Genomic DNA, 25,154 nt, shown 5'->3' on the forward strand with positions numbered 1-25,154 from the left:
GGCGGAGGATGCGGCCGTTCGGCTTTCTCGGCCGCGTCGCCGCCCAGGGCCTGGGGACGCGCCGCGTTGGAAGGGCAGGCGGATCGTTAAAGGGGCACGATCATCCCGCCCTTGGCCCGCGTGGCGCCGGCCAATTCACTGATCGCCGTCAGCGTGTCTCGCTCCGCCTCCCGGCCGAGCTCGGCCAGACGCGCGGGCGTCGGCATCGGCAGCCGGACCAGCACCAGGGTGCCGACCCCTTCTTCCGAGCGAATGCGCAGCGAGCCGCCATGCAGCTCGGCGGTGGAGCGGGCGATGGCAAGGCCCAGGCCGGAGCCCTTGTAGCTGCGTGTGAGATTGGTCTCGACCTGCTCGAACGGCCGACCGAGCTTCGAAATCGCCGCTCGCGGGATACCGATGCCGGTATCGCCGATGAAGAGGTGGGCGAAGCCGTTGCAGGAGCGTCCCCGCAGCGCGACGCGGCCGCCCTCGGGCGTGAACTTCACCGCGTTCTGGATGATGTTGAGCAGGATCTGCTGGAGCGCCCGCTCGTCGGCCAGCACGCTGAGGGTCCCGGCCAGCTCGATATCGATGGAGACCGCCTTGCTCGCCGCCTCCTTGGCCACCAGCGTCACCGCGGCGGCAATGGCCGTGTCGAGGTCGAGGGGGCGGCGCACGAGCTTCACCCGCTTCGCCTCGATGCGGGACATGTGCAGGATGTCGTCGATGACCGAGAGCAGGTAGGTGCCGCTCTGCTGGATGTCGCGGCAATAGTCGGCGTAGCGGGGGGAGCCGAGCGCGCCGTAGACTTCGCTCTCCATCAATTCGGCGAAGCCCATGATCGCGTTGAGCGGCGTGCGCAGCTCGTGGCTCATATTGGCCAGGAATTCGGACTTGGCCTGATTGGCGATCTCGGCGCGGGCCTTCTGGTCGAGGTGGCGTTCGGCGAGGTCGGCGAGCTGCTGCGTCTGGGTCTCCAGGGTGCGGCGGGAGCGCTTCAGATCCTTGACGGTGCCGATCAGCTCGCGCTCGGAGGCGACGAGCTGCTCCTGATGGCGCTTGAGGCTGGTGATGTCGGTACCGACCGAGACGTAGCCGCCATCCTTGGTGCGGCGCTCGCTGACCTGGAGCCAGCGCCCGTCGGTGAGTTCGACCTCGAAGGTGCGCGACGTGCCGCGCTCCGGGCCCGGAATGCCCCGCCGCACCGGGGGGAGGGCGCCTTGTCCCATGATCTCGTCGTAGCGGCGGCCCGGCACCGCGTCCTCGCTGGCGAGAGCGTGCAGGTCGCGGAATTTCGAGTTGCACAGAACCAGCCGGTTGCCGGCATCCCAGAGCACGAAGGCTTCGGAGATCGCTTCCACCGCGTCGCGCAGGCGCATGTCGGCGGTGGCGGTGAACTCGGCCAGCCGTCGCTGCTCGGTGACGTCCATGGCGATGCCGACAAGGTGGCGGCTGCCGTCGGCCGCATCCTCGACGATCTCGGCGCGGGTGCGCAGCCAGATCCAGTCGCCGGAGGCGTTGCGGATGCGGAACTCGTGATCGACGGTGGCGTGGCTCGCGGCGAGATGGCGGGCGAGGCTGTAGAGATCGCCGTCCTCGGAATGGAGCAGGGCGTTCACGTCGCCGAAGGAGAGAAGGTCCTTCTCCGGTGTGTAGCCGAGCAGGGCGTACATCGAGTCGGACCAGAAGATCGTGCCGCGGGCGATGTCCCAGTCCCACAATCCGCAGCGCCCGCGTCCGAGCGCCGTGTCGAGGCGCTGCTTGACCAGATCGCAGACCTCGTCGGCGGCCTGGGCCCGCTGGGTCTGGAGGATGTAGGCGGTGGCCATGCCCGCCAGCACGAGGGCGATGGCGGAAAGCGAGACCGCATGGTGGCCGAACATCCGCCACCAGTCTGCGGTGATCGGCTCGAACCGCTGGAGGACGGCGACCTCGCCCGATCCGTCGGCCAGGCGCCGCGCCGCGACGACGGCCTGCCCGCCGGCCTGGAGATTGACCGTCATGGCCCCGGCGCTCTCGCCGAGGATGGCGATGGGCTCCCCTTCCGCGAGATAGCCCGCGAAGGTGTCGGCCGGTGCCGGGCCGGGATAGGCAGCGCGGATCCGGCCGGACGGACCGATCACCAGAATCTCGCAGCCGGCTGGCAGGAGATGGACGGGAAGCACGCGGTCGAGCCGCATCTCGGCGGCGGCCGGATCCTTTGACAGAGACAAGGCCGCGAGACGGGCGAACGCCTCGACCTCGCGGGTGGCCACGCGCATTCCCTGCTCGTGGCGTCCGCGCATCTCGAGGGCCGCCACGCCCAGCAGCGTGAGCATGAAGAGGACGAGCAGAGCCGGCAGCGCATAACGAAGCCACGTTTCGGCCCGGATGAGGCGGGCTTGAGCGGTGCCGGTCGTACGCTGGATCCCGAGGATCGTGTCCGCGCGCGCGCGCGCGGACAGGGACGCGGAAGCCGCCCCCGACATATCGCCACCTCTGTACTGTCTGGAAACGGCGCCTCGGCCTGGGCCGCGCCGGCGGTCTCGAATCGTATTCACATTGGACATCGGGGGCGGACGTTTGTCCACGCAGTTTTTGGGGCTGAGCGTTGACACGGCAAGACGCTCAGAGAGCGGTTCCGGCGGTTGCGAGTCGCCGAAACACCTTCCTCAACAAAGTCTTAACTAGCCGGCGAGGCTCCGTGTCGCGATGTCGGCGACATCACGAGAAAGTCCGGGCGTGGCAACGATGCGACGCAGGGCGGCTTCGGCGGCGGATCGGCGGCCCGGTTCGAGGCGGCGCCACGGGCCGAAGGCGGTCATGAGGCGCGCGGCGACCTGCGGATTCGTGCCGTCGAGCGCCAGTACCGTCTCGGCGACGAGGGCGTAGCCCGCGCCGTCCGGACGGTTGAACTGCGTGGGGTTGGCGAGGCTGAAGCTTCCGATGAGGGAGCGCACGCGGTTCGGGTTGCTCATGGCGAAGGCCGGGTGGCTCTGCAGCCGCCGGATCCGCTCCACCGTGCCCTCCTCGGGGATCATCGCCTGGATCGCGAACCATTTGTCGAGGACGAGAGGTTCGTCGGCGTAGCGCTCGGCAAAGGCGGTCAGCGCCGCCTCCCGCACTTCGCCCGGTAGGAGCGCAAGGGTCGCCAACCCGGCGAGCCGGTCGGTCATGTTCGTGGCCGCCTCGATCTGCGCCTGGGCCAGCGCCGTGCCGGCCCCCGCATCGGCGGCGGCGATCAGGTCGAGGGCGGCATTGCGCAGGGCCCGCCGCCCTGCGGCGTCGGCGTCCGGCGAGAAGGGCGTGCCCGCCGGCTCGGCCAGCGTCTCGCGCAGATGCATCAGGCGCTCGCGCAGGCCCGTTCCGAGGCGGCGGCGCAGCGTCTGACGCGCGGAGAAGATGGCGTCGGGGTCGGTGTCCGCTCCCATCTCGTCGGCGAGGTCTCCCTCGCTCGGCAGGGCAAGGATCTGGGCGGCGAAGGCCGGATCGCGCAGAGCCTCCGCGTCGAGGAAGGCATCCAGCGCGGCGACGAACGCGTCGGCGGCGGCGGGTCCAGCAGTCTCACCGTGCGCCTGTCGTGCCATCAGGCCCAGGGCGATGCGCTGGGCCGCCTCCCAGCGGTTGAAGCTGTCGGGATCATGGCGCAGCAGGGTGAGGCGAGCCGTGTCGTCGAGGGCGCTCTCCACGCGAACCGGTGCCGAGAAGGCACGAAACAGCGAGGGAACGGGCTCCTCCGCCACATTCTCGAATGTCACCTCATCCTCGGCCGCGTGGAGCACGAACACGCCGGCCTCGACGCGCGCGCTCGTCGTCCCATCGAGGGGGCCGCCGGCGCCGACGAGTCCGAGGCGGATCGGGATGACGAGGGGCGGCGCATCCGCCCCGGCGCCGGGGCGCGTCTGCCGGAAGGTGAGGCGGTAGGTCCCGGCGTTCGGTTCATAGGTGCCGGAAACCGTGACGCGCGGCGTTCCCGGCCGCTCGTACCACTCGGCGAAGCGCGAGAGGTCGCGGCCCGTCACCGCCTCGAACGCCTTCAGGAAGTCCTCGACGGTCACGGCGGTGCCGTCGTTCTCGGCGAAGTAGCGGTCCATCCCGGCGCGGAAAGCCGTTTCGCCGATCAGCGTGCGCAGCATCCGCACGATCTCGGCGCCCTTTTCGTAGACCGTGGCCGTGTAGAAGTTGTTGATCTCGGCATATTGCTTCGGCCGAACGGGGTGAGCCAGGGGGCCGGCATCCTCCGGGAACTGGCGGGCGCGCAGGTTGCGCACCTCGGCGATCCGGTGAACCGCGCGCGAGCGCATGTCGGAGGAGAATTCCTGATCACGGAAGACGGTAAGGCCTTCCTTCAGGCAGAGCTGGAACCAGTCGCGGCAGGTGACGCGGTTGCCCGACCAGTTGTGGAAATACTCGTGGGCGATGATCGCCTCGATCGCCGCGTAATCGGCATCGGTCGCGGTCTCGGGGGAGGCGAGCACGTACTTGTCGTTGAAGATGTTGAGGCCCTTGTTCTCCATCGCCCCCATGTTGAAATCGGAGACGGCGACGACATTGAACACATCGAGATCGTAAGCACGCCCGAACGCGGTCTCGTCCCAGGCCATGGAGCGTTCGACCGCATCAAGGGCGTAGGCGGCGCGGGCGGCCTTGCCCGGCTCGACATAGACCGCGATCTCGACCTCCCGGCCCTCCATGGTGGTGAAGGGCTTCGACACGTGGTCGAGCCGCCCGCCCACCAGCGCGAACAGGTAGGCGGGCTTCGGCAGCGGATCGTGCCAGATGGCGTAGTGGCGCCCGGTCCCCGGCACCTCGCCCGCCTCGACCGGATTGCCATTGCCGAGCAGAACTGGAGCGGCCGCCCGCTCCGCTTCGATGCGGGTAATGTAGATCGAGAGCACGTCCGGCCGGTCGAGGAAGTAGGTGATCCGCCGGAAGCCGTCGGCCTCGCACTGCGTGCAGTAGACGCCGTTCGAGCGGTAGAGGCCCATCAGCCGGGTATTGGCGGTCGGGTCGAGGCGCGTCTCGATCCGCAGGGTGAAGGGACGCTGCGGCGGCGTGTGCAGCGTCAGGCCCGATGGTCCGGCGCGGTAGGCCTCCGGTGCGAGCCCCTGCCCGTCGAGTTCGAGAGCCAGCAGGGAGAGCTCGTCGCCATCGAGAACGAGGGGCGCGCCGGCGTGGCCTGCCGGATTCGGGCGCAGCGCGAGCGTTGCGGTCACGCGGGTGTCGCGCGGGTCGAGGCGCACGTCGAGCTCGACCCGGTCGATGAGGTGATCGCTCGGGCGATACTCGTCGAGGCGGACGGTCGGGGGCGTCTCGGTGCGCATCGGGGCAGGGCTCGCCGTCGAGAGAAGGGTCCCGCCTTCTAGAGGCGAACCGCGGCGAGCGGAATGCGTCCCGGTTTGATCAAGCCGCGGAGCGCGCCTGTTCCGCCTGATGCCGCAGGGCGAGCCGGTAGGTGAGGTCGCTCTGAGCGAGGCTGCCGGCGATGAAGCGGTCGAAGGAAGCGATCCAGTGCGGCGTGAGTTGGATGTAGGCGTTGCGCGGCCCCGAGCGGACGAGGAAATTCCGCTCCTGCGCGACCGCCAGGATGTTGCGGACATGGCTGCGCGAGACGGCGAAGCGCGGTGCGAGCTGGACGAGATCGGCCTCGCGGATGCGGCTATCCGGTTCGCTGCCGCCCATCTCGAACAACGACAGGAGGATGATCAGCGCGCTCGTGCTGCTGAGAAAGAAGATGATCTCAAGGTTGCTCCACATCATCGCGATGATCGCGTCGAAAGCCGCGACGGCCGAGCGGGCATGCGCCGCCTGAAAGGCGGGATCATGCTGTCGCGGCGGACCGAAACCCGGTTCGGGATAGAGCGCTTCGAGGGCCGCGTAGTGGGCTGCCATCCAGTCGCGATCCCAGGCCAGAAGGTGCTCGCTCGGGCACAGCAGACGCACCCGGTTATCCTCCGGTTGCTGACGGAGTTCGAGGTGGCCGGTCTGCACCAGACGCGCGACGAAGCTGTCGATCAGTCTCGGACTCGCGAAGCCGAAACGGGCTACGGTGTCCTTGAGGTAGCTCAGTGTCGGCCAGGTTGCCCGGTCCGCCGGCTCATAGCCGGCATGCTGGCAGACGATGATGGCGAGGGTGGTGACCCGCCCGGCATCGGCACCGAACTGGCCGGGAAACATGCCCGCCTCGTAGACCCTGGCGGTTTCCGACACGAAGATCCGGCGCGCCGCCGGGAAAGCGGGATGCGCCAGGATCTGCTCGGGCGTGGCATGGTCGATCGCGCCGATCCCGCGGATGATCGAGCCTGTCACGCGTCACGCTCCGGCGACGGCGCGCTCGACCGAGACCTCTCGGACTGAACGGCAGAAAGAAATTGGCTCGTAGAGCTTTGCCTGAAAGTAGACGTTTCCGATATGATTTGGTGGGAACAATCCAGATAAATGGAGAATGATTTTCTCCAAATACTCAAATCCATCTTCTTCATCGCCAAGTAATGGTTTCGCAGTGTTCGGTAGGCGATGCAGCCCGGTCGATCAATTCCTAGGATGAAGCCGATTTATCAAATATATGTTACCCCTATCGTTGCGGGCCATGCTGAGACGGAGTCGTCCGCTCCGGGGTTGCTCGTATCGACTCGCGACACGGGTTTCTCATCGCAGGCGCCCGTTGACGGGTGCCTGCCACGGGCCAGATAGCCGGCCATCCCTGTCATCATCCGGTGTGGCCATGGAATACCTGCACACGATGGTTCGCGTGGCGGATCTCGACCGCGCGCTCGCCTTTTACGTCGACACCTTCGGCCTGAAGGAGGTGCGTCGGGTCGAGAACGAGAAGGGCCGCTTCACCCTCGTCTTCCTCGCCGCTCCGGGCGACGTCGAGCGCGCGGCGGCGACGAAATCGCCCCTGATCGAGTTGACCTACAATTGGGACCCGGAAGAGTATTCGGGCGGGCGCAACTTCGGGCACCTCGCCTATCAGGTCGACGACATCTACGCCTTCTGCCAGCGGCTCAAGGACGCCGGCGTCACCATCAACCGGCCGCCCCGCGACGGGCACATGGCGTTCGTGCGCTCCCCGGACGGCATCTCCATCGAGATCCTGCAGAAGGGCGGATCGAAGCCGCCGCAGGAGCCGTGGGCTTCCATGGAGAACACCGGAAGCTGGTGATCGGGGGTGGGCGCCCCGGCTCGGTGCCGCGGGCGTCCATCCGGATCGGTTAGGCCTCGGCCTTCGAGGTGATGCCGAGTTCGGCGAGCTTGGCACAGACCGCGTCGACCGGTCGCTTCAGTCTCAGGCTGATGACGGCGACGGGCATGCCCTCACGGGCCATGCTGCGCAGGCTCTGCACAGCGTCGAGGCTCCAGCTGGTCTCGACCGACATGGCTTCCTCCTTGCTTCTCATGTTGCGGAGCGTAGGGCCGGATCATCCAGCCGGATCGCCCGCACGAACGAAGTGGATCGCACACGCCTCGTCGGCAATGTCACGCCGAACATCTGTGCATGTCTGCCCGTTGAGCAGCACGCAGCGTCGGACGACCTTGAAGCGGATTGCGGAACGCCACGCGCAAGCTGGCCCGCTCGACCTTGAGGAGGATGTTACAGCCTCCGATCACGGCGCCTCGGTCGTCGCGGAGCGCCGTGGGATAGGGCATGAATGCCATCCGGCTCCCATCCGGCCGTTCGAGACCGATCTGGAGGCCCCGACAGAGGCGGCCTTCCCGCAGCGTCATGGCCATGGGCGAAAGATCGTGCGGAAGCGCTGTCCCATCCGATTCGAACAGCCGCCACGATCCGCACCACCGCGCCTTGCCGAGCACGGGGCGGAACCCCCAGAGCTGCGCGGCGGCATCATTGTAGAAGGTCAGCCAACCGTCCGCGTCCGTGGTGTAGAGCGGTGCATCGATCTGCCGAAACAGATCGGCTCGTGACGGCTCGAAGTTCCAGTCCGAATCCGGCGCGTCGAAATCGTAGATGAAATCGTCCGTGTTCATCAGGCTCCCCACGACGTGCGGGCATCCGAAATGCCCGCGACCAGCACTTCGTGCCCCCCTCTGTCGTGGGTTTCCGGGGGCTCGTTGGCACTTCGGCCAACTCGATGAGCCCTGCGGAGCGGCGCCGGAGCGTCACCCTTCAGATCGTCCAACCCTTGCGGGATTGTGCCTCGAAGCTTCCGGGGGCGGTCGCTCCTCGACGCCATGAACGGCCGGTTAAGCCGGACTGGGCTCTCTCGCCGGGTCTGATACGGACGAGGGATAGAATGCACGTCTTAACGAATGAGGCAAGCACTTTGCTCACATTTCGTTGATCGGACGCCGATCTCGTTCCCGCCAATCCTGTTGCGGCGCAAAAAAGGATTGTATGTCGTATAAAGTGTGATGGTTCTCGTCTTCATGGAGGGAGCGAATACCACCTTTGTTGCATGTGTCGTCTCGCTCGCTCGTTCGAACGCTTCCAAATCTGATGCAAGCTGTGGCGGTCGGCGCTGCCTTGCCAGATTCCCAGCGCTTTTCTCTGACCGTGATTCGACGGGAGTCGGTCATGGATGTTTTCAGGTCGTGCTTGCGCTGATGGCCGAAGCGATGCGCGAGGAGCCTCACCGGTGCCGGCCTGTCGTCCATGACACCGCGTCGCCTGCCCCCGGTCGCCGGCTCGACTTCGCCGTTCGGCCAGCGTTGCGGCTGAGGCCCTACTTGTATGAACGCGCACGCCGTCGATATCCGCAATGCGGTGGCGGACGATCCCGCCCAGACATGCCAATTCATCCCGGGCCCGCTGCAGTTGAGTGGTTGGCCGCTCGCATACTTGGGATGATCGAGCATTCGTGAAGCTTGACCGGGCCGCGTGGTGCCGTAGGGGCTTGCCGGGCCGAAAGGATTTATCGACTTGTGGACGCCCCGGAACGGCCCCACACCGCGGACGTTGTCCGGCGCATAGGTGAAGTCGTTTTCGGGTTACGACAAGCGAACAGACGAGCGGAATGGGTGCTGATACGCCAGAAGGCGGCCTTTCGGGGGACGGCGGGCCGGAGACCCCGTTCGACCTCGGCAATGGCTTCCGTCGATTTGCCGACCATGTGCCGCTGATGATGTGGCGGACGGATGATTCCGGACGCTCAACCTATCACAACGAGTGCTGGCTCCAGTTCACCGGGCGCCCCCTGGCCGAAGAGATCGGCGATGGCTGGCGCAGGGGACTGCACCCGGACGACTTCAAGCGTCATGCCGAGATCGTCGCGACGGCGTTTGAGTCGCGGCTTCCCTTCACCATCGAATTCCGTCTGCGCCGCCACGACGGCGCCTATCGCTGGCTGCTCGATACCGGCCGTCCGCTCGAGGAGAATGGCGTCTTCTACGGGTATCTCGGTTCGTGCTTCGACATCACCGACCGCAAGCACGCCGAGGAGCATGCCGAGCACGCACTTCTGGAGAAGGAGACGCTGCTGGCGGAGATCTATCACCGGGTGCGCAACAACCTCCAGGTGATGGTGAGCCTGATCGGCCTCTACGGCCGCGCCGCACCGGAATCCTGCCGCGGCAGCTTCGATGCCCTCGGGCAGCGGGTGAGGGCGATCGCCCTGGTGCAGCAGCACCTGCACGAGGCGCCCCACATCGCGTCGATCGACTTGCGGGACTATCTGCGGCGGCTCGCCTCCGGGCTCGGGCAGCTCCGGCGGGCCGGACGGATCAGCGTGACGATCGAGGGGGAGGGGACGAGTCTGGTCGAGCCTCGCACCGCCAACGCCCTGGGCATGATCGTCGCCGAGATCGTTGCGGAGTGCCTCGATGCCACGGGCGAGACAGTGACGTGCGGCATCTCGATCGGCATCGATGCCGGTGTCGGCGGGCCGGTGCGCCTCTCCATCGTCTCCAGCTTTGGTGAGGCCGCCGCCGCGGGACGAGAGGGCGTGCCGAAACTCGGCCCTCGCCTGATCGCGGCCTATGCCGCCCAGGCCGAGATCGCCGTCAGCGGCACGGCGACGGAGACCGATCCACTCCTGCTGCAACTGCCGGAAGCGCGGGCCTACGTGCCTCCCTCGCTGCCGTCTTCCCTGCGCTGACGCCTCGGCGACGGGGGAGCCTCGCGGCCCCGGCCCGCGGTCGCTATATCGGCTGAAATCGTCCGACGCTCCTGAACGCGTGTGCCATGCTCCCCGACCTCGACACCATCATCGAAAACTTCGAACTCATCGACGACCCGCACGAGCAACTCGTCTACGTGATGGAACTCGGACGTTCTCTGCCGCCCATGCCGGAGGCGTGGAAATCCGATCAGAATCTCGTCCGCGGATGCGAGAGCCAAGTCTGGCTTGTGGTGTCCACCGAGGACGACGGCCGCCGACTGACGATCGTCGGCGACAGCGACTCGCATCTGGTGAAGGGCTTCGTCGCCCTCATGGTCGCGCTGTATTCCGGCAAGAGCCCGGACCAGGCGGCGAAGCTGGATGGGCTCGATCTGCTTAAGCAGCTGAACTTCGGCGCCCATGTCACCTCGAAGCGATCGAACGGCGTTCGCGCCATGGTCGAGAAGATCCAGCGCGACGCCAGCCGGGTATCCTGATCAATCGAAGGCACGCCCGAAAGACTGCGTGCCGTCTCGAAGCGTCTTTCCCGCCTGCCGTCCTGCATCTGTCAGTGAGGGATGCCACGGTCGCTCGAACCCTCGGCTATCTGCGCGGAGGTGAGCGCCAAGCCCGGCTGCGTGCCCGTTCCGGGCCGGTCGCCTCGCGTGCGATCCCGTAATGCTCGGCGAGCCGCGCCAGGGCGATGCGTGCCACCACCTTGGCCGAGCGCGCCGGCCAGCGCCGCTCCGCCTCGATCCGCTCCAGCCCTTTGAGGAAACCGCACAGGTCGATCAGCAATCCTGACAGGTCCGAACCCACCTCTGCCAGCGCGAGATCCACCCGTTGCCGTGCGGCGATGACCCGATCCGATGCCGAAGACGGATCGCGCGGACCGCCCCCGTCGACGCGCGGCGCGGTCCAGTCGGTCGAGAGTTGCGGCAGCATCTGGGCCGATGCGAGGTCGTGACGCAGCCGCTCCCCCGCCGCGAAGGCCGCCGCGTCGATCATCGGTTCGCCGTCGCGTCCACGGCGGCGGGCCATCCAGGCCAGAGGGCTCTCGGCCGTGTCCCGCAGCCGCTCCGCCTCGCCCGACCCTTCCCGCACGACCGCGAGATGCTGCATCCGGAAGGCGTCCGCGCCGCCCGCCTCGGCGCGGCGCAAACGCGCCCGCCCGGCCGCACCGATCACCAGACGGTTGCGTCGCCCGTCGTCCCGCGACGCGAGGTCGGCCGCCAGCAGCGTCTCGCCGGCCCGTGCGGAGAACCGCCCCGCACCCAGCGAGACGCCGCGACCGCCGCTGCGCACGATCAGCGTCTCCGGCGCACTCGGATCAGGAAAGGCATAGGCGCCCTCGGGCGCCAGCGCCGCCAGCAGGCGTTCGGCCTCGCGACCGAGAGCGCCTGTATTGTTCATGTTTTGTTCTTTACGCATTTCGCCACCCGGACCGAACCGACGTCAGGAGGCTAAGGGAAAATCGTCCTAATACAAGTCTTGACAGCGTCTTGTGCTGCCTGAGGTTGCACCGTCACGCTGTTCAAACCCGCGTTTCAGCCGTGCGACGGCTTGGTTGGCGGCCGTTTCAGCACCTCGGTGATCTCGTCCACCGACTTGCCGCGCACCTCGTAGCCCATCCGCTCGAAGCGCTCGATCAATGCATCGCTCTCGCACGCAGAGCGAGCGGCCCACTCTGCCAGAGCCGTGTTGGTCTTGGACAGTCGTTCGGAGAGGTCATCGTCACTCATGTCGAAGGAATGCAGCAACGGTTGCTGCGTTCCGCGACAAATTCATGACGAAGCTGTTGATAAGTCGATTCGGTTCGGCCCGTCCACGCGGTCGGCCGCCCTGGGCTTGGCGACCCGCGGCGCCTGGGGCGGCACCGCGGGTGCTGCGGTCCGAAGAGAATCAGGCGGCCGCGTCGTAGTCCGGGCGCACCTGGCCGAGACCGATCGCCTTGGCGAGATCGGAACGGGCCTTGGCGTAGTTCGGCGCCACCATCGGATAATCGGGCGAGAGGCCCCACTTGGCGCGGTACTGCTCGGGGGAGAGATTGTACTTGGCGCGCAGGTGCCGCTTCAGCGACTTGAAGGTCCGCCCGTCCTCCAGGCAGACGATGTAGTCGGGCTGGATCGACTTCTTGATCGGCACGGCCGGCTGCTGCGGCTCCTGGACGGCGGGCTGCGGTGCGGCGACGCGGCCGCTTCCGACTTGGATCAGGGCGCCGTGGATGCTGCCGATCAGGCCGGCGAGTTCAGCCGCCGGCACCGGGTTGTTGCTCACGTAGGCGGTGACGATGTCGGCTGTGAGAGCGACGTAATCGACCGACGGCTCGGTTTCGTTCATGATCTTGGTTGTCCCTTCGCGGTGCATCGCGCGCAATCGATCTAGCCCAGTGTCCAGCGGGAACTGGGCAGGCAAAGGACCGTCTTGTGCAATCGTGCCGCTTGTTTTCGGTTTGGAGTGACGCCCCCTCAGTCACGCGTTCTACCTAGGACATCTACATTAGACCTGCAAGACAGAACGGGTATGCACAACTGAACGGGTCCGGGGTGTCCGGGACGTGCGCAATTTACCGTGAATGCTCCAGCTCACTCCTCTCGGGTCGGCTGTTTGGATGTGCTTTCGAGGACATTCGATCGTAGCCGGGCCGCCTTGCGGGCCGCCTCGCGGCACGGCACACCGCCTGTCATCCCACCTGTTCACCTCTCACGCGTTCGACCGGAGTTCGGCGATGACTTTCGAACCGCCCGCCTTTTCCCTGCCGCCCCAGGCACCCGCGGCCGAGGCGCGTCCGCACGCTTTCGAACTCTTTGGCCGGCGCGTCGAGGACCCCTTCGCTTGGCTCAAGGACGAGAACTGGCGCGCGGTGCTCAAGGACCCGTCGGCGCTGGCCCCCGATATCCGCGCCTATCTCGAAGCCGAGAACGCCTATGCCGAGGCGGCGCTGAGCGGCGCTTCGGCTCTGCGCAAGGCTCTCGTCGCCGAGATGCGGGGGCGCATCCGCGAGGACGATGCCTCGGTGCCGGAGCCCGACGGCGCCTTTGCCTATTACTCCCGCCACCGCGAGGGTGGGCAGCACCCGCTGGTCTGCCGCCGCCCGCGCACCGTGCACCGCATCGCCGAGGAGCCGGAGGATGGTGAGATCGGCGAGCAGATCCTGCTCGACGGTGACAAGGAAGGGGAAGGGCTGGCCTTCTTCGAGATCGCCGGCGCGGCCCATTCCGACGATCATCGCCTGCTCGCCTGGGGCGTGGACACCAAGGGCTCGGAGCTCCACACTATCCGCGTGCGCGACCTCGACACTGGCGAGGATCGCCCGGAGCGTGTCGAATCGACCGCGGGCGACGCGGTCTGGAACGCGGCCGGCACCGCCTTTTTCTACGTGGCGCTCGACGAGAACCATCGCCCGGCCCGCGTGATGCGCCACCGCCTCGGCACGGATCAGGCCGAGGATACGCTCGTCTACGAGGAGCCCGATCCGGGCTTTTTCGTGAATATCGGCCGCACGCAGTCGGGCACCTACCTCACCGTCACCGCGAGCGACCACGAGACCGCGGAGGTCTACCTGCTCGACCGCGCCGACGACGAGGGCGCGCTGGCTTGCGTCGCGCCCCGCGAAGAGCGGCTGATCTACTCGGTCGAGCACTGGGGCTCGTATCTCGTCATCCTGACGAATGCCGACGGCGCGGTGGACTTCAAGATCGTAACCTGCCCCCTCGACGCCACGGCGCGGGAGAACTGGCGCGACGCGGTGCCCTATCGACCCGGCGTGATGATCCGGCACCTGCACGTGCTCGGAAACCACCTCGTGCGGCTCGAACTGGAGAACGCCCTGCCGCGTATCGTCGTGCGCGACATGAAGGGCGAGGAGCACACGGTCTCCTTCGCGGAGGAGGCCTACTCGCTCGGGCTTTTGCCGGGCTATGAGTTCGAGACGGCGCGGATCCGCTTCACCTACTCGTCGATGACGACGCCGGCGGAGACCTACGACTACGACTGCGTCACTCGCGCCCGCATCCTGCGCAAGCGCCAGACCGTGCCGAGCGGCCACGAGCCTGCCGACTACGTCACCCGCCGACTGTTCGCGACGGCGCCGGACGGGGAGAGCGTGCCGATCTCGCTGCTGCACCGCCGCGGGTTCGCGCTCGACGGCTCGGCGCCGCTCCTGCTCTACGGCTACGGCTCCTACGGCACGCTGATGCCGGCGGCCTTTCGCACCAACCTGCTCAGCCTCGTCGATCGCGGCTTCGTCTACGCCATCGCCCATGTCCGCGGCGGCACGGAGAAAGGCTGGAACTGGTATCTCGAGGGTAAGCGCGAGAAGAAGCCCAATACCTTCACCGATTTCGTGGCCTGCGGCCGTGCGCTGATCGAGGCGGGCTATACCGCGCAGGGACGCATCGTCGCCCATGGCGGCAGCGCGGGCGGCATGCTGATGGGCGCGGCCGCCAACATTGCGCCGGAGCTGTTCGCCGGCATCGTCGCCGACGTGCCCTTCGTCGACGTGCTCAACACCATGCTCGACGCTGACCTGCCGCTCACCCCGCCGGAATGGCCGGAATGGGGCAATCCAGCCGAGAGCGAGGCGGCGTTCAAGACGATCCTGTCCTACTCGCCCTACGACAACGTCGCCGCCAAGGCCTATCCGGCGATCCTGGCGCTCGGCGGCCTCACCGATCCCCGCGTGACTTATTGGGAGCCGGCGAAATGGGTCGCGCGGCTGCGCGCCACGATGACCGGCGGCGGTCCCATCCTCTGCAAGATCAACATGGAGGCCGGGCATGGCGGCGCGGCCGGCCGCTTCGACCGCCTGGAAGAGGTCGGGCTGATCTACGCCTTCGCACTGATGGCGGCGGCGCGCGTGGCGAAGCCGGCCTGAACAGGATCGGTGCCGGCCGCGAAAGGTCGCGCGGCCGGCGCTTCGACAAAGCGTCGCAAAAAGGGCAGAACAGCGCCCGCGCCTCTGCTGTGCTGATGCAGCAGAAAATAAGATTAAAATAATATAACACGACGTCCAGGGAGAAACCCGATGAAGTACGTCGCGATCGCTGCCGCGATTCTGTTCGCGCTACCGCTCGCTGCGCAGGCCCAGGAGCCGAAGCCGGTCGCGCCCGAGGCCGGTGCGACCGCTCCGGAGGGGGCTCCGAAGGCGCCGCAGACCGCCCAGGAGCGCCAGCAGGCGAATGCCGTGAAGCTCGCCGGGCTCGTGCGCTTCGTGGGCGAATCCTGCAAGGAGGCGCAGCCCGATTACGAGCGGTTCAAGTCGGTCGTCGCCGCCATGGGGGTCGATCTCGACGCGATCTCCAAGGGTGAATTGCTGATGCGCAGCATGGGCTACACCGAAGCCTACCGGAAGAACGTCGATGAGAGCTGCCGCAAGGCGCAGGAGATGTTCGGCGAGAGGGGCACGGCGATCCCCGGCCTCGTCCTGCGCAAGGCCTCGTGAGGCAAGCCGCGTTTTAAGCACGCGTTCACCGCGCTGAGCGAGAGTGCCCGCACGAGTGGCGTTCGGCGCCTGGCCTCCGTTCGAGGTCGGCCGCCGCGAAGATGGCGGGCGTTTCGCGCGATGGGGGGACGGGCCGGTCAGGGAAAGCGGCTGCGTCCGGGCAGGATCCTGCTGCGCGCCGGCCTCGCCGCCGGCCTCTGCGCCTGGATCTCGGCGGCGGAGGCGGCCCGACTCGTCTCGGCCAAGGGAGCGCAGGCGCCGGAGGGCTACGGCCGCATCGTCCTGACCTTCGATGAGCCGGTCGCCGTCAAGGCGCGGGTGTCGGGCGCGATTCTCGTGCTCACCTTCGGCGAGGCGGTGACGGCCGGCCCCGAGCGGATCGCCGCCGGTATGCCGGACTACGTCACCGTGGTGCGGCGCGACCCCGACGGCTCGGCCCTGCGCCTGGCCCTGCAACGCCCCTACCGCCTCAACGTGCAGGATGCCGGCGAGCAGGTCTTTATCGATCTGCTGCCAGAGAATTGGAATGGTTTCCTTCCGCCGCTACCCACCGAGGTGGTGGCCGATCTCGCCCGCCGGGCGGCGGCCGCCGAGGCGAGCCTGAAGGCCCGCAACCCGCCTCCCGTTCCGCGTCCGCTCACGCTCGAACTCGCCCGTAACGAGGTGCGGACCCGCCTCTCGCTGCGTCTGCCGGAGGGCAGCGAGGCGGCCTTCGCGCCGACCGGGACCGGCACGCGCCTGACACTGCCCGGCACGTGGCGCATCGACGACCTCGCCCTGCGGGGGCGCCTCGCCCCGAACATCGGCCGCGTCGCCGTCGAGACGGAGGTGGGCGAGACCCGGATCGTCGCGAACCCGGCCGACGGCGTGACCCTCGCCACCGCGCGCGACGAGGATGTCGTCACCATCGACTTCCTCACCAAGCCTGCATCAGCGGAGACCGCGCCGGCATCGACGGCCATTTCTGGCAGCGAAGCGAAGGAGGAAGTGAGGGACGCCGCGAAGGAGCCGCCCCGGCCCGCCGCGCAGGCCGCCGACGCGTCGCAACGCCGTCCCACGCCGCCCTCTTCCCCGGTGACGCGCAAGGCGGGTTCGGGGCTCGTCTTCCCCTTCGCCAAGCGCGTGCCGGCGGCCCTGTTCGAGCGTGGCGGCGTCGTCACCCTCGTCTTCGCCACGACCGATCCGGTCGCCGTGCCACCGCCCGGAGCTACCGGCCTCGTGGCGCTCTCGGCGCCGCAGCGCAGCGGCGCCTTCACCATCCTTCGCTTCACCGCGCCCGGCGGACGGCTCGTCGATCTCGTGCCGGTGACCGAACCGGGCGGCTGGGAGCTGGTGACCGGCGACAGCCTCTCACCGAGCGAGAGCCTGACCGCTCAGCGCGCCCCGGCCGCGCAGGGGCGGCTCGGCGTGACCCTGCGCCTGCCCGCGGCCGGTCCCGTCGGCTGGCTCGATCTCGATGGCGAGCGTGTCGCCGTCGTCACAACCGACGGCAGCCGTCCGGCGGGTGTGGTGAAGGCGCAGCGCTTCGTCGAGTTCGAGCTGATCCCGAGCCGGCTCGGCCTCGCCGTGCTCGCCAACGCCGACGACCTCACCGTGCGGCCCGACCTCGATGGCGTGACGATTGGCCGTGAGGGAGGGAAAGAGGGGCGCGCGAGCGGTCTCGTGGTTTCCGGCGTCTCGCGTTCCGCCGACCCGCCGGTGGGCTCCGTGACGGAGCTGGTGATCGACCGCGACGCCTGGGAAAAGGCTCAGCGCGGCGACGTGCGCGCGACGCTGCGCGAGGGCTTGGCCGCTGCCGTCGAGGCGCAGCGCCGCGACCGCGGCGGCGCGCGCCTCGCTCTGGCCAGGGCGCTGATCGCCAACGACCTCGATGTCGAGGCGCTCGGCGCTCTGAATGCCGCCGCCGCCGAGGACGTCGTGATCGACGGAGACCGGCAGACGGTTCTGATGCGCGGCATTCTGCTCGCCCGGATCGGACGGGCCGAAGAGGCGCGCAAGCTCCTCTCGGACGAGCGGCTCGCCACCAATCCCGAGGCTCGCCTCTGGCGCGGCTATGCCGAGGCCCTGACCGGCCGGTGGAGCGAGGCGGCTATCGCCCTGCGCGCCGGCGAATCGGTCCTGGAGCGCTACCCCGAGCCCCTCGCTTCATTGTTCCACGCCGCCGCCGCCGAGGCCGCCGTCGAGACCGGGGATTGGGAGGCGGTAACGCGCGAATCGATCGCGGCCACCCGCGCCGCCACCGAATTCACGCGGGACCGGCTGACGCTGCTGCGGGCGAAGATGGACGAGGCGACGGGACGCGGCGCGGCGGCACTGGCGGCCTACGAGACGCTGCGGGATCAGGCGCCCTGGCCGCTGGCGGCGGAGGCGACGCTGCGTGCGGCCACCCTCGGCCACACACTCGGCAAGACGACCCTGCCCGACGCGATCGACCGGCTCGAGATCCTGGCCGTGACTTGGCACGGTGGCCCGACCGAAATCGGGACGCTCGGTGCGCTCGGCGGCCTGTACGAAGAGGCCGGGCGCTGGCGCAAGATCTTCACCACCGCGCGCCGAGCCAACACCCTCAACGCCCAGGCGCCGATCGCGCGCGCGCTGCACGAGCGCGCCATGACCGTCTTCGAGGACCTGTTTCTCGGCCCGCGCGGGGAGAAGCTCGGCGGCGTCGAGGCGCTGGCGCTGTATTTCGACTTCAAGGACTTCGCGCCCGCCGGCCGGCGCGCCGACGAGATCGTGCGTCGCCTGGCCGACCGCCTCGTCGCCCTCGACCTGCTCGATTCCGCCGACGAGCTGCTCCAGTACCAGATCGAGCACCGCCTGGAGGGCGCGGCCCGCTCCTCGGTGTCGGCACGGCTCGCCACGATCCGCCTGATGGAGGGCAAGCCGCTTCAGGCCCTTCAGACGCTCGACGCGACCCACCTGCCGGAACTGCCGGAGGACGTCCGCCGCGCCCGAGCGCTGCTGCGGGCTCGTGCCCTGTCCGATCTTTCCCGCACCGATCTCGCCCTGGAGACGGTCGAGGGCGAGACCGGGGCCGATGCCGAGCGGCTGCGCGCCGACATCCTCTGGGCGGCCCGGCGCTGGCGCGAAGCGGGCGAGGCGCACGAGATGATCCTCGGGCCGGCCTGGCGCTCCGGAAAGCCCCTCGACGAGACGGCGCGCGCCGATGTGATCCGCGCCGGCATCGCCTACGGGCTCGCGGGCGAGGCGCTGGGATTGGAGCGGTTGAAGGCGAAGTTCGCCGGGCCGATGGCCGAGGGCGCGGATGCCCGCACCTTCGCGATGCTGACGCGGCCGGACGCGCCCCGCTCCGCCGCCTTCCGCGACGCGGCCCTGCGCGCCACGAAGGCGGAGACGCTCGCCGCCTTCCTCTCGGAATACCGCAAGCGCTATCCGGACAGCGCCGTGCCGGAGCCCGGCAGCGCCGCGACGGGCAACCGCGCCGAGGCGCCGTCCCCGCCGCCGGGCTGATACTCAGTAGGTGCGGCGGCCGCGCTGCGCGTCGAGGCTCCACGGGCCGGGGCCGGCGAAGGCGATATAGAGGAAGACGAAGCAGAACAGGATCGCCGCATCACCGCCGTTGAGTGCCGGGAAGAAGCTCTTGGGCGCGTGGGCGATGAAGTAGGCGAAGGCCATCTGGCCGGACAGGATGAAGGCGACCGGCCGGCTGAACAGCCCAACCACGAGCAGCGCGCCGCCGACGAGTTCGAGCAGGCCAGCGATCCCGGACAGCGATAGCAGCGGCGGGTTCATCGCGCTCGGTGGGAACCCGAGGATCTTCTGCGTGCCGTGCGCCATGAAGATCAGCGCCGAGACGATCCGCAGGACGCTCAGCATCCGCGGCGCCCATTGTGCGGTGATGCTCGTCAGATCCATGTCTCGACGTCCTCTCTACGCGTCGGCCCGCACCTTCGAATCGTCGCGCGGCGGGCCTCACCCTCCGTAGCTTTGAATGAGGGAGCCCGCCACCAGCGTCCAACCGTCGACCAGGACGAAGAAGATCAGCTTGAACGGCAGCGCGACGGTGGCCGGCGGCAGCATCATCATGCCCATCGCCATCAGCACCGAGGCGACCACGAGGTCGATGATCAGGAAGGGGATGAACAGGAGGAAGCCGATCTCGAAGGCACGCCGCAATTCGGAGATCATGAAGGCCGGGGTGACGATCTCCAAACCGATTGCCTCCGGGCCCGCCGGAGCCGGCTGACGGGCCATGTCGAGGAAGAGCTTGAGATCCTTCTCGCGCACGTTGCGCAGCATGAAGGTCTTGAACGGCGCCGAGGCCCGCTCGAACGCCTGGGACTGGCTGATCTGGCCGGCCACCAGCGGCTCGACGCCGTTCCGGTAGGCCTCCCGCGCCGTCGGCGCCATCACGAAGGCGGTCAGGAACAGGGCAAGGCTGACCATCACCGTGTTGGGCGGCGCGGTCTGTGTGCCGAGGGCCGAGCGCAGGATCGACAGCACGACGACGATCCGGGTGAACGAGGTCGCCATCACCAGCACGGAGGGCGCCAGCGCCAGGACCGTGATCAGCGCAACGAGCTGGAGCGCCCGCTCGGTGGTGCCGCCCGCGCCGAGATCGAGGGTGACGCTCTGCGCCAGCGCTGCGCCCGAGCCGCCGATCAACAGCAGGACGGCCAGGATCGTTGTTCTAAGGGCGAGGCGTGGCACGGGTCGGCGGGGGGAGGGGGTCATCGCGGGCCGCACCCTGAGACGTGATTCGGCCGCGCACAAGCGACGCGACGACACGCTTCCCGCGCGATCACACCTCGTCGTCGCCGACGACGCCCGCCTCGTCCTGGGCCTGAAGCACCGCGGGCCGCGGCATGGAGATAATGTTGTAGCCCGAATCGACGAAGTGGATCTCGCCCGTCACGCCGCCCGACAGATCGGACAGGAGGTAGAGGGCGGAATTGCCGACATCCTCCAGCGTCACCGTCCGGCGCAGCGGCGCGTGCGCCTTCTGGTGATTGTACATCAGCCGGGCATCGGCGATGCCGGCGCCGGCCAGCGTCCGCATCGGACCAGCCGAAAGGGCGTTGACGCGAATGCCGTCGGGGCCGAGGTCGCTGGCGAGATAGCGCACCGAGGCTTCGAGCGCGGCCTTGGCGACGCCCATCACGTTGTAGTTCGGCATCACGCGGGTCGAGCCGGCATAGGTCAGCGTCAAAAGCGAACCGCCCCGCGGCATGCGTGCGGCCGCCCGTTGGGCGATCTCGGTGAAGGAGAAGCAGGAGATCGTCATGGTGCGCGAAAAGTTCGCGCGGGTCGTGACATCGACGTAGCGGCCCTTGAGCTGCGCCTTGTCCGAGAAGCCGATGGCGTGAACGATGAAGTCGATTCCGTCGGGGAAGCGCTCGTCGAGGGCGGCGAAGGCGGCATCGACGGTGCCGATGTCCTCGACGTCACAGGGCAGCACGATGTCGGAGCCGACCGAGGCGGCGAGCGGCGTGACGCGGCGGCCGAGCGCCTCGCCCTGATAGGTGAAGGCGAGTTCTGCGCCCTGCCGGTGCAGGGTCTTGGCGATGCCCCACGCGATCGAATGATCGTTGGCGACCCCCATGATGAGGCCGCGCTTGCCCGCCATCAAACCCGTCATTCTCAAACCCGCACGCCTTCGGCCCGGCGCCTCGGCGCCCTGTGCGAGGCTTAGCCCGCCGGGCGACGGCCTGTCCACGCGTGGCGCCGAATTGCGCACGGCGTCGCGCGAGATGCCCGGCACGAAAAAACCCCGGCGCGGGCGCGACGGGGCCTGACAATCGGTCGGGTTGCGAGGAGCGCGGGGCTCAGAAGTAGCCGCGGGTCCCCGACTGTGCGTCGTCGATCAAGGCCTGCTTGGCACGCACGCCACGGTCGCGGCAGCGGCGATGCCAGTCACGGTGATCAGGGCGAGGGCCATCAACATAATGCTAACCTGCTTATCGAGGCAGGAACGCGGGTGCAACTAGTCGGTTCCACCGATCCATCAGATGAAGGGTCGGCTTATGCTTAGCCATTGCTTCGCAGTTGCGAAGGGTGCAGTGCCGCGTCGACGAGGCCCCGTGACGACGCTCACGCGTCCGGATGCTTGAGCACCAGCGTCGCGTTGGTCCCGCCGAAGCCGAATGAGTTCGACATGACGTGGCCGAGCTGCACCCCATCCCGGCGCTGGCGCAGGATCGGCATGTCGGCGAACGCCGGATCGAGCTCGTCGATATGCGCGCTCTCGCAGATGAAGCCGTTGTTCATCATCAGGAGCGAGTAAATCGCTTCCTGCACGCCGGTCGCACCGAGAGAATGCCCGGTCAGCGACTTGGTGGCCGAGATCGGCGGGCAGGATTCACCGGCACCGAACACCTCGCGGATCGCCTCGATCTCCTTGTCGTCGCCGACCGGCGTCGAGGTCGCGTGCGGGTTGATGTAGTCGATCCGGGCGCCTTTCAGGTCTTCCATGGCCTGGCGCATGCAGCGCATGGCGCCCTCGCCGGAGGGGGCGACCATGTCGTGCCCGTCGGAGGTGGCGCCGTAGCCGGCGACCTCGCCGTAGATCCGCGCGCCGCGGGCCTTGGCATGCTCGTACTCTTCCAGCACCAGGACGCCGGCGCCGCCGGCGATGACGAAGCCGTCCCGGTTCACGTCATAGGCGCGCGAGGCGCGGGCCGGCGTGTCGTTGTAGCGCGAGGACATGGCACCCATGGCGTCGAACAGGACGGAGAGCGTCCAGTCCAATTCCTCGCAACCGCCGGCGAAGATCACGTCCTGCCGGCCGCCGCGGATGATCTCGGCAGCGTTGCCGATGCAGTGATTCGACGTCGCGCAGGCCGACGAGATCGAGTAGTTCACGCCGCGGATCTTGAACCACGTGGCAAGCGTGGCGGACGCGGTCGAGGACATCGCCTTGGGCACCGCGAACGGCCCGACGCGCTTCGGCCCCTTCTCGCGGGCGATGGCCGCGGACTCGACGATGGTGCGGGTCGAGGGACCGCCGGAGCCCATGATGATGCCGGTGCGGTCGTTCGAGATCTCGCGCTCTTCGAGCCCGGCATCGCGGATCGCCTGATCCATGGCGATGTGGTTCCAGGCGGTGCCGCCGCCGTGGAAGCGCATGGCGCGGCGATCGACGACGCCTTCCGGATCAATCGTCGGCGCGCCCGCCACCTGGCTGCGGAAGCCGTGCGCGGCCTGCGCCTCGGCGCGCGCGATCCCGGAACGGGCCTCGCGCAGGGAGGCCAGAACCTCCTGGGTATTGTTGCCGATGGACGAGACGATGCCCATCCCGGTGATGACGACACGCCGCATGATGGCTCGTGCTGCTTGGCGCCGCGGCTTGTGCGGCGTTTCCTCGGGGAGGTCAGTTAGGATGATGCGCGGCCAATCTCAACCGCGCTCGAAGGACTTGTTGCTGAACCGGTGGCCGGTTCGGCAGGAAAAATCCCTCTCGATACGGGAGCGGCGGCGATCTCAGGACCGGAACAGCGCCACGCGCAGGTCGTTCGCCTCGTAGATGCGCTGACCGTCGGCCTCCAGCCAGCCGTCGGCGATGCCGAGCACGAGTTTGCCCTGGCGCACGCGCTTGATGTCGATGCCGTAGACGACCTGCTTGACCGTCGGCAGCACTTGGTCGCTGAACTTCACCTCGCCGACGCCGAGCGCCCGACCGCGACCCGGCGCGCCGAGCCAGCCGAGATGGAAGCCGACGAGCTGCCACAGGGCGTCGAGCCCGAGGCAGCCGGGCATGACCGGATCATCCTTGAAGTGGCAGGGGAAGAACCAGAGGTCCGGCCGAATGTCGAATTCGGCCAGCACATGCCCCTTGCCGTGGGCGCCGCCCTCTGTCCCGATCGAGGTGATCCTATCGAACATCAGCATCGGCGGGAGCGGAAGCTGGGCGTTGCCCGCCCCGAACAGCTCACCGCGTCCGCAGGCCAGGAGATCCTCGTAGGAGAAGCTCGAAGCGCGCTGCGGAGAAGCGCCGTCGGGTTGCTGGTCGAGAGAGGCCATGGATGACGTACGGGTCCTCAGTGACGGACGGGTCCGATTCCGGAGAGCGAACGGGGCGTGACGGAATGGGCGCCTCGTTAGCACAGGCTTTCCGCGCTCACAAAGCGCCCCGACAAAGCGCCCTGCCGTGGCCATCCTTGCAAGGACACGGTTGTTAGCTCAACGCGCGACGACCCGGGAAGAGCCATGCGTCCTCCACGTATCAAACCGGGCCAAGGACCTGTACGGGTTGCCGCAGGGCTTCAACATCCGTATAATTTCCTTCGCTATACTCATTCTAAATAAGTGGGAATCGTTCCCAGCAATGTCCGATCTGATGCCACTCCAGGCCGTGCTGAACGCCCGGTCCCTTTCGCCGGTCGATGGTGCCGGGCGCCGGGGCTGCCCGCTCTCCGACCTGCGCGACCGCCTGCGCCGGGCCGGTCTGCGTCCGACGCGTCAGCGCCTGTCGCTGGGCTGGCTGCTGTTCGGCCGCGGCGATCGTCACCTGACGGCGGAAATGCTCTACGACGAGGCGATGCGCGCCAAGGTGCCGGTCTCTCTGGCGACCGTCTACAACACGCTGCATCAGTTCACCGAGGCGGGCCTGCTGCGCCAGCTCGCGCTGGACGGGTCGAAGGCCTACTTCGACACCAATCCGAGCGAGCACCACCACTTCTTCCTCGAGGAAGAGGGCGAGGTTCTCGACATGCCGGAATGCGGCATCTCGGTCGATTCGTTGCCCGAGGCGCCCGAGGGCATGGAGATCGCCGGTGTCGAGGTGATCGTCCGCCTGCGCCGCCGCAAGGCGTCCGGCCGCGCCTGATTCGGCTTCCTCAGAATGCGAAATGAGAAGGGCCCGGATTTCCGGGCCCTTTTTCGTTGCTGCCGCTCTCGCCTATTCCACCCGCTCGTCGGGATAGACGCCCCAGAGCCGGCTCTGACGGATATAGCCGTCGACGTCGCCGCGCTTGTCCGGAAGCGGCACCACGAGACGGCACCACGAGCCGGTGCAGCTCTTCACGCTCCCGATCACGCCCGGCTGCAGCCGCGCCTGCTCGCCCGACTGCTCGTCGGCCCGGGCATTGAGCGGGACGGTGGCCTTGGCCGCGTCGGCGCGCTCGCCGGAGGGCGGGATCACCACGGCGGTGCGCCGGCCCGAGAGCAACGAGTGCAGCACCCAGCCTTCCGTCCCTTCCGAATCGCGGATGCGCCGCCAGGTCTCGAACTCGGCAACGATCTCGACCGGCAGGCCCTCGCGCTGGAACACCCACAGGGTACGGTGATCCTTCGAGGGGCCCTCGCGCAGGTTGACGCGATTGGTCTTCAGGCTCGCGTAGCGCGGCAGGGGCAGCTTCGTCACCGGGCCCTTGCCGAGATCCGGCGCGGGGGTGGGAGGCGGAGCAGCCTCCGCGGACAGCGGTACGAGCAGGGCGAAAAGGGCCGCAAGCAGCGCGAGGCGGGCGGGGTTCGTCGGGGGCAGCTCAGGCGGGCGCATCGTGCCTCGTCTCCGATCCGTGGCTCCAAAGTCATTCGTCTGGCGACGTTTCGGCATTGCGCCGGAAACATCGGTGGGCCGGCGCTCGGTCGGCTCTCCGGCACTGATCCATCGGGGTCAGGGCCGCATTGTGTTCGCCGACCTCTCTGCTAGAGAGGCCAGACGTCCTGCGGCGGTCCGGATGCCCGGTCCGCCACCGCTCCATCTGGCCGCGCCATGGTTAAGGGAGCGTAAGCCG

Annotated in this window: 21 protein-coding genes; 7 read left to right on the forward strand and 14 right to left on the reverse strand. The window is 68.2% G+C overall.

Translation table 11 applies throughout. The features are described from left to right. Positions 1-86: 86 nt before the first annotated feature. The 3 genes from MFF24_RS06830 to MFF24_RS06840 form a co-directional block, all read right to left on the reverse strand. Positions 87-2,447, reverse strand: coding sequence for a PAS domain-containing sensor histidine kinase (locus MFF24_RS06830; RefSeq protein ID WP_238223455.1), 2,361 nt, complete (start codon positions 2,445-2,447; stop codon positions 87-89). A gap of 198 nt (positions 2,448-2,645) precedes the next feature. After that, on the reverse strand, positions 2,646-5,282 hold the full coding sequence (gene pepN, locus MFF24_RS06835) for an aminopeptidase N (RefSeq protein WP_238223456.1): 2,637 nt from the start codon (positions 5,280-5,282) through the stop codon (positions 2,646-2,648). A gap of 79 nt (positions 5,283-5,361) precedes the next feature. Then, entirely contained in the window at positions 5,362-6,267 is a 906-nt protein-coding gene (locus tag MFF24_RS06840; protein WP_238223457.1) for a hypothetical protein, read from the reverse strand. Between the two features lie 415 nt (positions 6,268-6,682). Here MFF24_RS06840 and MFF24_RS06845 point away from each other — a divergent pair, with 415 nt between their 5' ends. Continuing rightward, entirely contained in the window at positions 6,683-7,123 is a 441-nt protein-coding gene (locus tag MFF24_RS06845; protein ID WP_108938570.1) for a VOC family protein, read from the forward strand. 49 nt (positions 7,124-7,172) lie between these two features. On the opposite strand, the gene MFF24_RS06850 is transcribed toward MFF24_RS06845, so the two are convergent. Further along, positions 7,173-7,337: an HAD family hydrolase gene (locus MFF24_RS06850; RefSeq protein ID WP_238223458.1), complete on the reverse strand. Its 165-nt coding sequence runs from the start codon at positions 7,335-7,337 to the stop codon at positions 7,173-7,175. Between the two features lie 100 nt (positions 7,338-7,437). Next, positions 7,438-7,947 carry a hypothetical protein gene (locus tag MFF24_RS06855; RefSeq protein WP_133090793.1) on the reverse strand — a complete coding sequence of 170 codons (510 nt, stop codon included), beginning with the start codon at positions 7,945-7,947 and terminating at the stop codon, positions 7,438-7,440. Positions 7,948-8,933: 986 nt separating this feature from the next. On the opposite strand from MFF24_RS06855, the gene MFF24_RS06860 reads away from it, so the two are divergent. Beyond that, entirely contained in the window at positions 8,934-10,013 is a 1,080-nt protein-coding gene (locus MFF24_RS06860; protein WP_238223459.1) for a sensor histidine kinase, read from the forward strand. 86 nt (positions 10,014-10,099) lie between these two features. Continuing rightward, a complete protein-coding gene (locus MFF24_RS06865) occupies positions 10,100-10,513 on the forward strand; it encodes a SufE family protein (RefSeq protein ID WP_108938566.1) in 414 nt (137 codons plus the stop codon). Between the two features lie 106 nt (positions 10,514-10,619). On the opposite strand, the gene MFF24_RS06870 is transcribed toward MFF24_RS06865, so the two are convergent. The 3 genes from MFF24_RS06870 to MFF24_RS06880 all read right to left on the reverse strand — a co-directional run bounded on the left by MFF24_RS06870 (position 10,620) and on the right by MFF24_RS06880 (position 12,356). Continuing rightward, positions 10,620-11,429 carry a DUF6456 domain-containing protein gene (locus MFF24_RS06870; RefSeq protein WP_238223460.1) on the reverse strand — a complete coding sequence of 270 codons (810 nt, stop codon included), beginning with the start codon at positions 11,427-11,429 and terminating at the stop codon, positions 10,620-10,622. A gap of 134 nt (positions 11,430-11,563) precedes the next feature. After that, a complete protein-coding gene (locus tag MFF24_RS06875; RefSeq protein ID WP_108942744.1) occupies positions 11,564-11,758 on the reverse strand; it encodes a hypothetical protein in 195 nt (64 codons plus the stop codon). Between the two features lie 160 nt (positions 11,759-11,918). Further along, positions 11,919-12,356 carry a Ros/MucR family transcriptional regulator gene (locus MFF24_RS06880; protein ID WP_108942743.1) on the reverse strand — a complete coding sequence of 146 codons (438 nt, stop codon included), beginning with the start codon at positions 12,354-12,356 and terminating at the stop codon, positions 11,919-11,921. 388 nt (positions 12,357-12,744) lie between these two features. Between MFF24_RS06880 and MFF24_RS06885 the strand changes: the two genes are divergently transcribed. From MFF24_RS06885 to MFF24_RS06895, 3 genes are all read left to right on the forward strand, one after another. Beyond that, on the forward strand, positions 12,745-14,892 hold the full coding sequence (locus MFF24_RS06885; protein ID WP_238223462.1) for a S9 family peptidase: 2,148 nt from the start codon (positions 12,745-12,747) through the stop codon (positions 14,890-14,892). A 150-nt stretch (positions 14,893-15,042) separates the two neighbouring features. Then, positions 15,043-15,459 carry a hypothetical protein gene (locus MFF24_RS06890; protein WP_238223471.1) on the forward strand — a complete coding sequence of 139 codons (417 nt, stop codon included), beginning with the start codon at positions 15,043-15,045 and terminating at the stop codon, positions 15,457-15,459. A gap of 120 nt (positions 15,460-15,579) precedes the next feature. Beyond that, the gene (locus tag MFF24_RS06895; RefSeq protein ID WP_238223473.1) at positions 15,580-18,930 is read left to right on the forward strand and encodes a dihydrolipoyllysine-residue succinyltransferase component of 2-oxoglutarate dehydrogenase complex; all 3,351 of its coding nucleotides are present in this window, start codon (positions 15,580-15,582) and stop codon (positions 18,928-18,930) included. A gap of 3 nt (positions 18,931-18,933) precedes the next feature. On the opposite strand, the gene MFF24_RS06900 is transcribed toward MFF24_RS06895, so the two are convergent. From MFF24_RS06900 to fabA, 5 genes are all read right to left on the reverse strand, one after another. Beyond that, the gene (locus MFF24_RS06900; RefSeq protein WP_231345357.1) at positions 18,934-19,335 is read right to left on the reverse strand and encodes a DoxX family protein; all 402 of its coding nucleotides are present in this window, start codon (positions 19,333-19,335) and stop codon (positions 18,934-18,936) included. 57 nt (positions 19,336-19,392) lie between these two features. Beyond that, on the reverse strand, positions 19,393-20,154 hold the full coding sequence (fliP, locus tag MFF24_RS06905) for a flagellar type III secretion system pore protein FliP (protein WP_166058316.1): 762 nt from the start codon (positions 20,152-20,154) through the stop codon (positions 19,393-19,395). Positions 20,155-20,221: 67 nt separating this feature from the next. Further along, positions 20,222-21,058 (reverse strand): enoyl-ACP reductase FabI, encoded by an 837-nt coding sequence (gene fabI, locus MFF24_RS06910; RefSeq protein ID WP_238223475.1) that lies wholly within the window; start codon positions 21,056-21,058, stop codon positions 20,222-20,224. Between the two features lie 452 nt (positions 21,059-21,510). Next, positions 21,511-22,737 carry a beta-ketoacyl-ACP synthase I gene (gene fabB, locus MFF24_RS06915; protein ID WP_108938558.1) on the reverse strand — a complete coding sequence of 409 codons (1,227 nt, stop codon included), beginning with the start codon at positions 22,735-22,737 and terminating at the stop codon, positions 21,511-21,513. A 162-nt stretch (positions 22,738-22,899) separates the two neighbouring features. Continuing rightward, a complete protein-coding gene (fabA, locus tag MFF24_RS06920; protein WP_108938557.1) occupies positions 22,900-23,439 on the reverse strand; it encodes a 3-hydroxyacyl-[acyl-carrier-protein] dehydratase FabA in 540 nt (179 codons plus the stop codon). A 304-nt stretch (positions 23,440-23,743) separates the two neighbouring features. Here fabA and irr point away from each other — a divergent pair, with 304 nt between their 5' ends. After that, positions 23,744-24,244, forward strand: a complete 501-nt coding sequence (gene irr / locus MFF24_RS06925) for a Fur family transcriptional regulator Irr (RefSeq protein WP_108938556.1) — start codon at positions 23,744-23,746, stop codon at positions 24,242-24,244. 72 nt (positions 24,245-24,316) lie between these two features. Here the strand turns inward: irr and MFF24_RS06930 are convergent, their stop codons facing one another. Continuing rightward, entirely contained in the window at positions 24,317-24,916 is a 600-nt protein-coding gene (locus tag MFF24_RS06930; RefSeq protein WP_108938555.1) for an SH3 domain-containing protein, read from the reverse strand. Positions 24,917-25,154: the final 238 nt, after the last annotated feature.

The organism is Methylorubrum aminovorans, from assembly GCF_022179725.1.
Taxonomy (GTDB): Bacteria; Pseudomonadota; Alphaproteobacteria; order Rhizobiales; family Beijerinckiaceae; genus Methylobacterium; species Methylobacterium aminovorans.

Coding starts and splice junctions, on each gene's coding strand:
- MFF24_RS06895 (WP_238223473.1), top strand. CDS start 15,580: ATGGGGGGACGGGCCGGTCAGGGAAAGCGGCTGCGTCCGGGCAGGATC.
- MFF24_RS06860 (WP_238223459.1), top strand. CDS start 8,934: ATGGGTGCTGATACGCCAGAAGGCGGCCTTTCGGGGGACGGCGGGCCG.
- MFF24_RS06850 (WP_238223458.1), bottom strand. CDS start 7,337: ATGTCGGTCGAGACCAGCTGGAGCCTCGACGCTGTGCAGAGCCTGCGC.
- MFF24_RS06855 (WP_133090793.1), bottom strand. CDS start 7,947: ATGAACACGGACGATTTCATCTACGATTTCGACGCGCCGGATTCGGAC.
- fabA (WP_108938557.1), bottom strand. CDS start 23,439: ATGGCCTCTCTCGACCAGCAACCCGACGGCGCTTCTCCGCAGCGCGCT.
- fabB (WP_108938558.1), bottom strand. CDS start 22,737: ATGCGGCGTGTCGTCATCACCGGGATGGGCATCGTCTCGTCCATCGGC.
- fliP (WP_166058316.1), bottom strand. CDS start 20,154: ATGACCCCCTCCCCCCGCCGACCCGTGCCACGCCTCGCCCTTAGAACA.
- fabI (WP_238223475.1), bottom strand. CDS start 21,058: ATGACGGGTTTGATGGCGGGCAAGCGCGGCCTCATCATGGGGGTCGCC.
- MFF24_RS06845 (WP_108938570.1), top strand. CDS start 6,683: ATGGAATACCTGCACACGATGGTTCGCGTGGCGGATCTCGACCGCGCG.
- MFF24_RS06885 (WP_238223462.1), top strand. CDS start 12,745: ATGACTTTCGAACCGCCCGCCTTTTCCCTGCCGCCCCAGGCACCCGCG.
- MFF24_RS06830 (WP_238223455.1), bottom strand. CDS start 2,447: ATGTCGGGGGCGGCTTCCGCGTCCCTGTCCGCGCGCGCGCGCGCGGAC.
- irr (WP_108938556.1), top strand. CDS start 23,744: ATGTCCGATCTGATGCCACTCCAGGCCGTGCTGAACGCCCGGTCCCTT.
- MFF24_RS06870 (WP_238223460.1), bottom strand. CDS start 11,429: ATGAACAATACAGGCGCTCTCGGTCGCGAGGCCGAACGCCTGCTGGCG.
- MFF24_RS06930 (WP_108938555.1), bottom strand. CDS start 24,916: ATGCGCCCGCCTGAGCTGCCCCCGACGAACCCCGCCCGCCTCGCGCTG.
- MFF24_RS06875 (WP_108942744.1), bottom strand. CDS start 11,758: ATGAGTGACGATGACCTCTCCGAACGACTGTCCAAGACCAACACGGCT.
- MFF24_RS06890 (WP_238223471.1), top strand. CDS start 15,043: ATGAAGTACGTCGCGATCGCTGCCGCGATTCTGTTCGCGCTACCGCTC.
- pepN (WP_238223456.1), bottom strand. CDS start 5,282: ATGCGCACCGAGACGCCCCCGACCGTCCGCCTCGACGAGTATCGCCCG.
- MFF24_RS06880 (WP_108942743.1), bottom strand. CDS start 12,356: ATGAACGAAACCGAGCCGTCGGTCGATTACGTCGCTCTCACAGCCGAC.
- MFF24_RS06865 (WP_108938566.1), top strand. CDS start 10,100: ATGCTCCCCGACCTCGACACCATCATCGAAAACTTCGAACTCATCGAC.
- MFF24_RS06900 (WP_231345357.1), bottom strand. CDS start 19,335: ATGGATCTGACGAGCATCACCGCACAATGGGCGCCGCGGATGCTGAGC.